The 10,746-nt window shown below is 56.7% G+C and carries 12 protein-coding genes; 8 read left to right on the forward strand and 4 right to left on the reverse strand.

Annotation, left to right across the window (positions count from 1 at the left end; all coding sequences use genetic code 11):
* Nucleotides 1–37: 37 nt before the first annotated feature.
* Nucleotides 38–1,441, reverse strand: a complete 1,404-nt coding sequence (gene lpdA / locus EPD60_RS00590; RefSeq protein WP_131445675.1) for a dihydrolipoyl dehydrogenase — start codon at nucleotides 1,439–1,441, stop codon at nucleotides 38–40.
* Nucleotides 1,442–1,715: 274 nt separating this feature from the next.
* On the opposite strand from lpdA, the gene rpmB reads away from it, so the two are divergent.
* The 7 genes from rpmB to rimO all read left to right on the forward strand — a co-directional run bounded on the left by rpmB (nucleotide 1,716) and on the right by rimO (nucleotide 6,556).
* The gene (rpmB, locus tag EPD60_RS00595) at nucleotides 1,716–1,952 is read left to right on the forward strand and encodes a 50S ribosomal protein L28 (RefSeq protein WP_131445677.1); all 237 of its coding nucleotides are present in this window, start codon (nucleotides 1,716–1,718) and stop codon (nucleotides 1,950–1,952) included.
* 41 nt (nucleotides 1,953–1,993) lie between these two features.
* A complete protein-coding gene (gene rpmG / locus EPD60_RS00600) occupies nucleotides 1,994–2,176 on the forward strand; it encodes a 50S ribosomal protein L33 (RefSeq protein WP_131445682.1) in 183 nt (60 codons plus the stop codon).
* Between the two features lie 89 nt (nucleotides 2,177–2,265).
* Complete coding sequence (locus EPD60_RS00605) at nucleotides 2,266–2,439, forward strand: DUF4295 domain-containing protein (protein ID WP_131445685.1); 174 nt, start codon at nucleotides 2,266–2,268, stop codon at nucleotides 2,437–2,439.
* 237 nt (nucleotides 2,440–2,676) lie between these two features.
* Nucleotides 2,677–3,627 (forward strand): signal recognition particle-docking protein FtsY, encoded by a 951-nt coding sequence (ftsY, locus tag EPD60_RS00610; RefSeq protein ID WP_131445688.1) that lies wholly within the window; start codon nucleotides 2,677–2,679, stop codon nucleotides 3,625–3,627.
* Nucleotides 3,628–3,633: 6 nt separating this feature from the next.
* A complete protein-coding gene (locus EPD60_RS00615) occupies nucleotides 3,634–4,578 on the forward strand; it encodes a hypothetical protein (protein WP_131445691.1) in 945 nt (314 codons plus the stop codon).
* A 43-nt stretch (nucleotides 4,579–4,621) separates the two neighbouring features.
* Entirely contained in the window at nucleotides 4,622–5,095 is a 474-nt protein-coding gene (locus EPD60_RS00620) for a hypothetical protein (RefSeq protein WP_131445694.1), read from the forward strand.
* Nucleotides 5,096–5,245: 150 nt separating this feature from the next.
* Nucleotides 5,246–6,556 carry a 30S ribosomal protein S12 methylthiotransferase RimO gene (gene rimO, locus EPD60_RS00625; protein ID WP_131445697.1) on the forward strand — a complete coding sequence of 437 codons (1,311 nt, stop codon included), beginning with the start codon at nucleotides 5,246–5,248 and terminating at the stop codon, nucleotides 6,554–6,556.
* A gap of 283 nt (nucleotides 6,557–6,839) precedes the next feature.
* Here the strand turns inward: rimO and EPD60_RS17355 are convergent, their stop codons facing one another.
* Complete coding sequence (locus EPD60_RS17355; protein WP_207896507.1) at nucleotides 6,840–7,163, reverse strand: DUF2256 domain-containing protein; 324 nt, start codon at nucleotides 7,161–7,163, stop codon at nucleotides 6,840–6,842.
* 43 nt (nucleotides 7,164–7,206) lie between these two features.
* Nucleotides 7,207–7,491 carry a hypothetical protein gene (locus tag EPD60_RS00635; RefSeq protein ID WP_131445700.1) on the reverse strand — a complete coding sequence of 95 codons (285 nt, stop codon included), beginning with the start codon at nucleotides 7,489–7,491 and terminating at the stop codon, nucleotides 7,207–7,209.
* Between the two features lie 330 nt (nucleotides 7,492–7,821).
* On the opposite strand from EPD60_RS00635, the gene EPD60_RS00640 reads away from it, so the two are divergent.
* Nucleotides 7,822–10,134 (forward strand): M61 family metallopeptidase, encoded by a 2,313-nt coding sequence (locus EPD60_RS00640; protein WP_131445704.1) that lies wholly within the window; start codon nucleotides 7,822–7,824, stop codon nucleotides 10,132–10,134.
* A 77-nt stretch (nucleotides 10,135–10,211) separates the two neighbouring features.
* Here the strand turns inward: EPD60_RS00640 and EPD60_RS00645 are convergent.
* Nucleotides 10,212–10,746: IS256 family transposase (locus tag EPD60_RS00645; RefSeq protein WP_131445707.1), on the reverse strand; the 535-nt coding region annotated here is incomplete at its 5' end.

The following is a 10,746-nucleotide window of genomic DNA, read 5'->3' on the forward strand; positions in this document are numbered from 1 at the left end:
GCCGGAGGCCGCTCTTTGAATAAGGTCGTTACTTGATTTAGAGGTGGATCGCCTCACCGTAGGCCACTTCGATCGCATCCTTGATGCTCTCGGAAATGGTCGGGTGGGGGTGGATCGAGTTGAGCACCTCGTGGTAGGTGGTTTCCAGCTTGCGGGCTACCACGGTCTCGGCAATTATCTCGGTTACATTGTAGCCGATCATGTGGGTGCCGAGCCATTCGCCGTATTTGGCGTCGAAGATCACTTTTACGAAGCCTTCGGTGTGGCCGGCAGCAGAGGCTTTACCGGAGGCCGACAGTGGGAATTTGCCCACTTTCAGCTCGTAGCCGGCTTCTTTGGCCTGCTTCTCGGTCATACCCACCGAGGCGATCTCGGGAACACAGTAGGTACAGCCCGGTACGTTGCCGTAGTCGAGGCCCTCGGGCTGGTGGTTGTATTTCTTTTCGTTGTAGGCGATATTCTCCACGCAGATGATACCTTCTTTGGAAGCCACGTGCGCCAGGGCCTGGCCCGGAACGCAGTCGCCGATGGCATAGATGCCCGGCACGTTGGTCTGGTAGAACTTGTCCACCATGATCTTGCCCTTTTCGGTCTTGATGCCGCTTTCCTCGAGGCCGATGCCTTCGATATTGCTCTGTACGCCCACGGCGCTCAGCAGCACATCGGCTTCGAGCTTCACCTCGCCGTTGGCGGTCTTGATGGTAGCTACCACGCCGTTGCCGGAGGTGTCAACATGGGTAACTTCCGAGGAGGTCATCACGTCGATGCCTTTTTTCTTGAAGGACTTCTCGAGTTCTTTGGAAATGTCCGCGTCTTCCAGGGGTACGATGCCGGGGAGGAATTCCACGATGGTCACCTTGGTGCCCATGGTGCTGTAGAAGTAGCCGAATTCGCAGCCGATGGCGCCGGATCCGACCACGATCATGCTCTTGGGCTGCTGGGGCAGCACCATGGCTTCGCGGTAGCCGATGATCTTTTTGCCGTCGATGGGCATGGCGGGCAGCTGGCGGGCGCGGGCGCCGGTGGCGATGATGATGTGTTTGGCTTCAACGGTTTGCTTGTTGTTGTCGGCGCCGGTCACTTCGATCTTGCCCTTGCCGGCTACCTTTCCGTAGCCCATGATGACTTCGATCTTATTCTTGCGCATCAGGAACTGGACGCCCTTGCTCATCTTGTCGGCCACGCCGCGGCTGCGCTTTACGATGGCTTCGAAGTTGTGGGTACCGCTGGCTTCGATGCCGAAGTCTTTGGCGTGGTTGATATATTCCATTACCTGCGCGCTCTTGAGGAGGGCCTTGGTGGGGATGCAACCCCAGTTGAGGCAGATGCCGCCGAGGCTTTCTTTTTCAATGATCGCGGTTTTGAAGCCCAGCTGGGCGGCGCGGATGGCAGCCACATAGCCGCCGGGACCCGAACCAATCACTACAACGTCGTAAGCCATTTCCGATTCAGTATTTTATGGGTTGATGGATGTTGCCCCGGCCCGGGAAAGGGGCGGAGGCGAAAAGCGGCACGAAGCTAAGCGAAAAACCCTTTGGAAGGTCCTGGGGTTCTAAGGTTCTGAGGTTCTATGGTTTTGGATCGGAAACAGGCTGTCCGGGACCGGAAAAGGCGGGATTTTGACTAATTTTGAACCGGTTAACAAAAAATCTTACATCAAAACGTCTGACATCTGAGATCTTTTCCCTACCTTTGCACTCCAAATTTTTCAAGTCATGGCACGAGTATGTCAGGTTACGGGTAAGACGCCGATCGGTGGTCACAAGGTTTCCCACTCAAATATCAAGACCAAGCGTCGTTTTCTGCCGAACCTCCAGACGAAGAAGTTCTTCCTGGCAGAAGAGAATAAGTGGATCACTTTGAAGCTGTCGACGGAAGCCATCCGCACCATCAACAAGAATGGCCTCATGAGCGTTGTGAAGCAGCTTCGCGCCGAGGGTCAGCATATTTAATGAACGAAACGGTTCATTAGCAACTAAATAAACGCATTACAATGGCAAAGAAAGGCAACCGCGTTCAGGTAATTTTAGAGTGCACCGAGCAGAAGAACACTGCTGTTCCCGGCACCAGCCGTTACATTACCACCAAGAACAAGAAAAATAACCCCGAGCGTCTCGAGCTGAAGAAGTTCAACCCGAACCTGAAGAAGGTGACGACGCACAAGGAAATCAAGTAATAATGTGCTGATGTGCTAATTAGTTAATGTGCTAATTAGCGGTACGTTAGCCCTTTAGCATATTACCTCATTCGCAAAAAACACGGATCATGGCAAAAGCAGCATCCAAAAACGCAAAAGTAAAAGACCTGAAACAGGCCGCCGAGGCGAAGAACTGGACCAAGGTGATTAAGGCTGTACGCAGCCCCAAGACCGGCGCCTACACCTTCAAAGAGCAGATCATCCACAAGGACAAGATCAAGGACTTCCTGGGCGGCAAATAAGCCACCGGGGTTAATAAATTTTCTGGCAGAGCTGTCCGTAGGGACGGCTTTTGTCATTTATGCGCGGGGAGCGAGAAAGAACGCTAATCCTGCTGAAGCAGGATACGCAGATTGGTTATGATTTACGCGGATGTGAGTACCGATATCCGCGCACATCATAACAGATCATAAAAAATCAGCGTTCTTTCTCTCTTCACGACCCGCCCTACATCCCCATCATTACCCTAACTTGCGCCCATGGGTTTTTTCAACAAGCTATTCGGCAAAAAAGAAAAGGAAAGCCTCGACCAGGGCCTTGAGAAAACGAAAGAGAACTTCTTCACCAAAATGACCAAGGTCATCGCGGGCAAAAGCACGGTGGACGAGGAAGTGCTCGACAACCTGGAAGAAGCCCTTGTTTCGGCCGACGTAGGCATCGATACCACCGTGGCCATCATCGACCGGGTGGAAAAGCGTGTTGCCCGCGACAAGTATATGGGCACCTCCGAGCTCAACCGCATCCTCCAGGAAGAGATCTCCGACATGCTGGTGGGCGGATCCTCCTACGATTTTACTTCGGAGCTGCCCTCGAAGCCCTACGTGATCCTGGTTGTAGGCGTCAACGGCGTGGGAAAGACCACCACGATCGGAAAGCTTGCCCACAACTTTAAAAAGGCTGGTAAAAGTGTACTGCTGGGCGCCGCCGACACGTTTCGCGCTGCCGCTGTAGACCAGCTCACCATCTGGAGCGAGCGCACCGGCGTTCCCATCGTTAAGCAGGCCATGGGTTCCGATCCTGCCGCCGTGGCTTTCGATTCAGTGCAAAGCGCTGTCGCCCGCGGCACCGACGTGGTGCTGATCGACACGGCCGGCCGCCTGCACAACAAGGCGCACCTCATGGACGAGCTCTCCAAGATCCGCCGCTCGGTGCAGAAGGTCCTTCCCGACGCGCCCCACGAAGTGCTGCTGGTGCTCGACGGTTCCACCGGCCAGAATGCCCTGGAGCAGGCGAAGCATTTTACCGCGGCCACCTCGGTTACCGCCCTCGCCATCACCAAGCTCGACGGCACCGCCAAAGGCGGTGTAGTGCTGGCGATTGCCAACCAGTTCAAGATCCCGGTGAAGTTCATCGGGGTGGGCGAGAAGATGGAAGACCTGCTGGTATTTGACAAGAACGAGTTCGTGGATAGCCTTTTCAGCCTCAAATAAGCAAGGATGCTGCTACCCTTCGACGAGCTCAATGCCCGCCTCAATGCGGCGGCTGCCCGTCGCGAAAGCCTGCTGCGCGCCCGCGCCCGGTTTACAGCGATCGAGAACGATATCGCCACGGCCCGCCGCCAGCTGGCGGAACTGGAGGTCGTGCTTGCCAGGGAGAAGCGCGACTTCGACCGGCTGGAGGGCAGAAGCCTCCATTCCCTCTTTTATACGGTGCTCGGCAGCCGCGAACAGCAATTGGAGAAAGAGCGGCAGGAATACCTGGCCGCTGTACTGAAACACGAAGAAGCCAAGGCCCGCATCCCGGCGCTTGAAGCCGACCGGGCCGCCTTGCTGGAGTCATCGCAGCAGTGGGAAGGTGCCGATACGGAGTACGAAAGCCTGCTCCGGGAGAAAGAAACCCTCGTCCTGGCCGCCGGCGACGAGCGGGCCCGCCGCCTGCAGGAGCTGAGCGACCGCCAGCGCTCCCTGGCCAGTGAGCTGCGCGAGGTGCAGGAAGCCGAAGCCGCCGGGGCGCCCGCGCTGCAAGCCCTCCGCGATGTGGAGCTTTACCTCAAAAAAGCCGCCAACTGGGGCACCTGGGACCTGCTCGGGGGCGAAACACTGGCCACCTGGGCCAAGCACGATAATATCGACGATGCCCGTGAGGCGCTTTACCGGGCACAGTACGTACTCCAATCCTTCCGCAACGAGCTCAGCGACCTGGGCCGACGGATTGAATGGGAACTCGACCTGGGCGGGCTGACGACTTTTGCCGACTATTTTTTCGACAACCTCATCACCGACTGGATCGTACAGCAGCGCATCCAACGCTCCCTCGATGCAACGCGGGATCTTGGAATGCGCGTGCAGCAGATCGTCTATGATCTTGGCCGCCGGCGCCTGCGTCTTGACGCCGACATTCAGGCCGCCGAAAAGGATCGGATGGGAATCCTGGCAGCCTGAGCGGGGCGGGCGCAGCTTTTGCTTTTGGTGGGAGAAAACGCCCATGCGGAAGCTCCTGCAAACACTATTATTTTCCGGCTTTATCTGTTGCGCTGCCCGGGCGGATGCCCAGGACGCGCGCCTGTACAAAAACGCGTATGGTGGCCGCTTTGAATTTGGCTACGACAGTTGGGTGGGCGTTTCCTGGAAGCACCTCTATACTGCGCACCACGGGACAGAGCTGTCCGTGCTTTTCGGCACCCTTACCACGGTGCTGAATGCCGAGTACCAGTTTAACGGGCGCTTCAAGGGGGTACACAGCCTGCAGTGGGTGGCGGGCGTCGGGGGCGCATTGGCCTTATATAAGGTATACGACAATCCCAACGATGTGTTTATACGCCCGATACTGGGGATTGAAACCAAGGTGAAGGGTACGGCGCTCGACCTCGGCCTTGAGTGGCGGCCTATGTTCAACGTGTCGGGAAATGCCACCAATACAGCCTACCGGTTCAGTATACCGGTGCGGCTGGCGTTCTAGGCGTCATCCCGCACCGGCGCTACGCGCGCAACATTGGCCTTCGACCGATCCAAGCAGAGGGCATGGGTGCGACTCAACCGTACTTTCTTTATTCTTAAATCGCTGTTCGATATTCGCTATTCGAGGCGGAGCCGCGTACCTTTGCGCGGCATGAAAGCGAAAACCCTCCGTAAAGACAAGGTCAACATTATCACCCTGGGCTGCAGCAAGAACATGGTGGATTCCGAGGTAATCTCGGGCCAGCTCATTGCCGGCGGCACTGATGTGGTGCACGAAAGCGCCAAAAAGGATCACAACATTGTGATTGTGAATACCTGCGGCTTTATCGACAAGGCCAAGGAGGAAAGTATCAACACCATCCTGGAGCAGGTGAACCTGAAGCAAAAGGGCCGCCTCGACAAGGTATACGTTACCGGCTGCCTGTCGCAGCGCTACCGCGACGACCTCGAGCAGAGCATCCCGGAAGTGGATGCCTGGTTCGGCACCATGGAATTGCCCCTCATCCTGAAAAAGTTCGAGACCGACTACCGGGCCGAGCTCATGGGCGAGCGCCTGCTGGCCACGCCGCAGCATTATGCCTATATGAAGATCGCCGAGGGCTGCAACCGCACCTGCTCGTTCTGCGCCATCCCGCTGATGCGCGGCAACCACGTGAGCCGCTCCATCGAGGAGCTGGTGCTGGAGGCCGAAACGCTGGCGAAGCGCGGGGTGAAAGAGATCCTGCTGATTGCACAGGAGCTCACCTACTACGGCCTCGACCTCTATAAGAAGCGCGCACTGGCCGACCTACTCAACCGCCTCGCCGATGTGCCGGGCATCGAGTGGATCCGCCTGCACTATGCCTACCCGCATAAGTTCCCGATGGAGATCCTGGAGGTGATGCGCGAGCGCCCCAATATCTGCAACTACCTCGATATGCCGCTGCAACACGCGGCCGACAATATGCTGAAGGCCATGCGCCGGCAGATCACCCGGGCCGAGATGGAAGACCTGGTGGTGGCCATCCGCGAGACGGTCCCGGGTATTTGCCTCCGCACGACCCTCATTACCGGTTTCCCCGGCGAAACCCTCGACGACGTGGAGGAACTGAAAGGCTTCCTGGAGCGTCAACGCTTTGACCGGGTGGGCATCTTTACCTATTCGCACGAAGAGAACACGTCGGCCTACGCCCTCGAGGATACGATCCCCGCGGAAGAAAAGCAGCGCCGCGCCGAGGAGATCATGGCCGTGCAGCAGGAGATTTCCTTAGAAAAGAACCAGGAGAAGGTGGGGCAGATCTTTAAGGTCATTGTAGACAAGAAAGAAGCCGGCCGCTACCTCGGACGCACCGAGTTCGACTCCGTGGAGGTGGATAACGAGGTGATTATCCATTCGGATAAGAAGCTGGTGCCGGGAACCTTTGTGAATGTGAAGATTGACCGGGCCTACGATTATGATTTGGAAGGGACGGTGATTTCTTAAAAAAAGAAGTTTAGATAAACGTAAGGCGTCGCATATGTGGCGCCTTTTGCGTTGGTTGCCGAAACGGCTGCTTTCAGCTTTGGTAGGTTGCGGAGCGACGGCCTCCGGCCGACATTGCGAGCGTAGCGAAGCAAACTCCGGATTTACGCAGGGTAATCGAAGCCGAAGAGAGTTTTGCGAATCAAAACTCTTTTCGGCTTCGATCAGTCGTCAGGTCGGGGAGTTTGCTTCGCTACGCTCGCAATGACAGCTACGCTGTCGCTTCGCCTGCCAGGCGGCGCAACTAAAAAGTTGCCTGCTTCCGCAATCCCCGGCAGCGTTCACTGCAGTATTTTACCTCGGCCCATACCTTTTCCCATTTCTTTCGCCAGGTGAAGGGGCGCCCGCAGGCGACACAGGTCTTAACCGGTAAGTCGGATTTCGCGGGTGTCTTTTTACGTTTGGTCATATGAAAAAAGCCCACACCGGGTGAACGGGGTGGGCTAAAAATGTTGCTGCAGCAAATAGATTCCGGAAACGTTCCATATGAAACATTTTCCATATCGCCGAAAAACCGGCCCCCGTTTCCGGGAGTCAGGAAGGTGATACGGCTGCCCGCGGGGAGCATGCCGGTACCGGTTTTCCTGGTAAGCTTCAGCGGACCGGAGCGATTAAGCGACCTTGGCGATCACTACGGGCATGCCGTATTGTTCGTCTTTCGCCCACTGCTTGAGAAGCTCGCTCTTTACCGGCTCGTAGATGTCTTTCAGGTCCTGATCGGTGGGCAGTTCCTTCATCGGGAACAGCACCAGGAACTGGGGCTCCACGTAGTCGTAATGCCGGTCGGTCGTAAAGCCTTTTACCTGCACATACTTGAAGCCGCGATCTTCGATCTGCTGCAAGGTCTTCAGGTTAAAGGGGATCGTATTAGCCAAAACTGCACGTTCACGTCGCATAGTCTAAAGATTTAAGTCCGTACTTGTAAGAACGCCTTAAAGGTCCCTAAAGTTTTCATACGAACTTGATGTTGGAACAATATTTAACAATCGGCTGACAATGGATTGTGCGGGGTGAAAGCGCCTTTTTGCCCGCCGGACGGGCGTTTGCCGAAAACCGGTCTTCTGTTTCATTGATAAACTAGAAGGTGGTATCGAAAATATCAAACTATTGTCCGGGAAAGTAAAAGAGGTGTTGCCACCGTTCATCCAAATACAACCGGTTAAATAATCGGACCGGGGTATTTTCAGGCTGTCCCCGCTAAAACCGGGGTCATAAATCCCACAAAAATGTTGAAACATCTATCCAAACTGCTCAGCTGCGGCCTCCTCCTCGCCGGTACGGCCGGGGCGCAGGACCGCTACCGCTATACCATCGACCTGAACGCCCTGCACAACGACGCTCTTACAGTGGAACTGCAGGTGCCCCGGGTGAAAGCCGGCAGCACTACCTTTTCGATGCCCAAGATCATCCCCGGTACGTACGTGGTGGCCGACTACGGCAAGTTCGTGCACGATGTAAAGGCCTTCGACGCGGCGGGCAAGGCCCTGCCGGTGAAGCAGCTCAACGTAAACCAGTGGCGCATCTCCGGCAGCGATCGCATGGCGCGGATCCGCTACGAGGTGGAAGACATCTTCGACGCCACCGGCACGAAGCACCAGATCTACCCGATGGCCGCCACCAACTTCGAGGCGGGCAAGAATTTCTCGCTCAACTTCCCCGGCCTCTTCGGCTACCTCGAGGGGCTGCGCAACCTGCCCTTTGATTTTACCGTTACCAAGCCCGCCGGTATGTGGGCTTCATCGGCACTGACGCCGGTGCGCAGCAGCGTTAACGAGGATGCCTATTCGGTACCTAATCTCGACGAGCTCTATAATTACCCCGTGATGTACACGGTGCCCGATACGGCTTCGGTACAGGTGGGCAACTGCACCGTGCTCGTGTCGGTATACTCACCCGGCAAGCAGGTCCACGCCAGCCAGATCGCCGGCTGGATGAGCGACCTGCTGAATGCCGCCCGCCAGTACCTTGGTGGCCGCCTCCCGGCCGACCGCTACGCCTTTTTATATTACTTCCACGAGCGTGGCGCGAAACATAGCTTCCCGCCCGGGCTCGGCGGCGCCCTCGAGCACCCCACTTCTTCTTATTATTACCTGCCCGACGCGCCGGCCGAGGAGCTGCGTGAAGGCATCGTGGATATGAGCTCGCACGAATTCTTTCACATCATTACCCCGCTTACGATCTCCTCGCGCGAGGTGAAGGAGTTCAACTTCGACAAAGCCGTGATGAGCAGGCACCTGTGGCTCTACGAGGGTTCTACCGAATACACCGCGCACCACGTGCAGGTGAAATACGGACTCATCTCGCCGCAGCAGTTCCTCGACCGCCTGTCGCAGAAGATCACCAACTCGCGCACGAATTACAAGGACAGCCTGGCCTTTACGGAGCTGAGTCTGGGTGCTACCGGCGCACAGGCTGCCCAATACGGCAACGTGTACCAGAAGGGCGCGCTCATCTCGGCCTGCCTCGACCTGCTGCTACTTGATAAGAGCGGAGGCCGCTATGGACTGCGCAACCTGACCTACGACCTGGGAGTGCGTTATGGAAAGAACCGCGCTTTTGAGGATGCGGAGCTCTTTGACGCCATCGGCGAACTGACCTACCCGGAAGTAAAAGCCTTCCTGGAGAAATACGTTGCCGGCAGCAATCCCATCCCGTACGAGGAATATTTCGCCCTTGCCGGTGTGCGCTTCGCGCCCCGCACCGAGCGCTCGGTGTTTTCGTTCGGCGCCATCTCGCTGCGACCCAACGAGCGTGGTGTGATCACGATCGGCGCGCCCTTCCGCCCCAATGCGTTTGGGCAGAAAATGGGTTATCAGCAGGGCGACGAGATCTACAGCATCAACGGCGTGGCGCTTACCGCCGAAGGGCAGCAGGAGCAGATGAACGCCATCCGCAGCCGCCTGAAAGAGGGCGAGCCTTTTATTGCCAGAGTGGGGCGGAGGAACGCTTCGGGCGGCATCGACACGCTGACGCTCAGCGCACCCGCCGAGAAGGTACAGCAGGTGGAGCTGAACCGTCTTTCCTTCATTCCCGATCCCACGCCGGCACAACGGCGGGTGCGCCAGGCCTGGCTGAGCGCGGAGCCCGCGCCCGCGGAACGCCCGGCGGCGGCCCCGGCCGATGTGGCCAGCATCGATGCGATCATAAAAACGACGTACGATGTTATTTCCGGTCCGGCGGGCACGCGCAACTGGAATCGTTTCTATAGCTTGTTCCTGCCTTCGGCCCGTATGGGCGCGGCGGCGCCGGGCGGCCGTTTCTCTGATTTTTCGCCCGAGCAGTATGCGCGCAGCAGCGGCGCCCTCTTTGAGCAGCAAGGCTTTTACGAAGAGGAGCTGGTGCGCAAGGTGAACGAATACGGAAGTGTGGCGCATGTGGCGTCTTCTTATCAGTACCGCTTTACGCCCGGTGGCAAGGTGGAGCAGCGGGGCGTCAACTACATTACGCTGGTAAAGAGCGGCGGCCGCTGGTGGATCGCCAACCTGAGCTGGCAGGACGAGGAAGGAGGGGCGAAGCTGCCGAAGGAGTTTGAGAAGTAGGAGAAGAGGGGAGATTACATGAGCACAGAATACATGAATACATGATTACATGGGTAGTGCTCAGTTAAGTGTGTCATTTATTTATTCAGCCTGTCTCCGTACTTCAAAGTTAACTCTGTGCGGACGGTGGTCCATGCGAACATGGTGCCTTGCCACCTGGTGTTTGCATTTATGGTAGCCAGGTAGATTTGTTTGACGATAGCATCTTCGGAAGAGAAGGCGCCTTTCGTCTTGGTGACCTTGCGCACCATGCGATGATAACTTTCGATGGGGTTGGTCGTGTATATGATCTTACGGATGGCAGGTGAATAGTTGAAGAACGTGCTGAGCCGCTCCCAATTGGCCCGCCAGCTTTTGAATATGATGCTGTACCTGGCACCCCACTTCTTTTCTGCTTCCTCCAGGTAGTGCAGGCCCATGGCGGCATTGACAGCTTTATAGACCTGCTTCAGATCACGCACAAAAGGCTTCAGGTCCTTCCAGTTCATGTACTTCATGGAGTTGCGCATCTGGTGCACCAGGCACAGCTGCACTTCGGTCTGGGGGAATAAGTCTTCTATGGCTTCTGCAAACCCCTTCAGGTTATCGATGCAGGCAATGCAGATGTCTTCC

This window comes from Flaviaestuariibacter flavus (assembly GCF_004337505.1).
GTDB lineage: Bacteria > Bacteroidota > Bacteroidia > Chitinophagales > Chitinophagaceae > Flavisolibacter > Flavisolibacter flavus.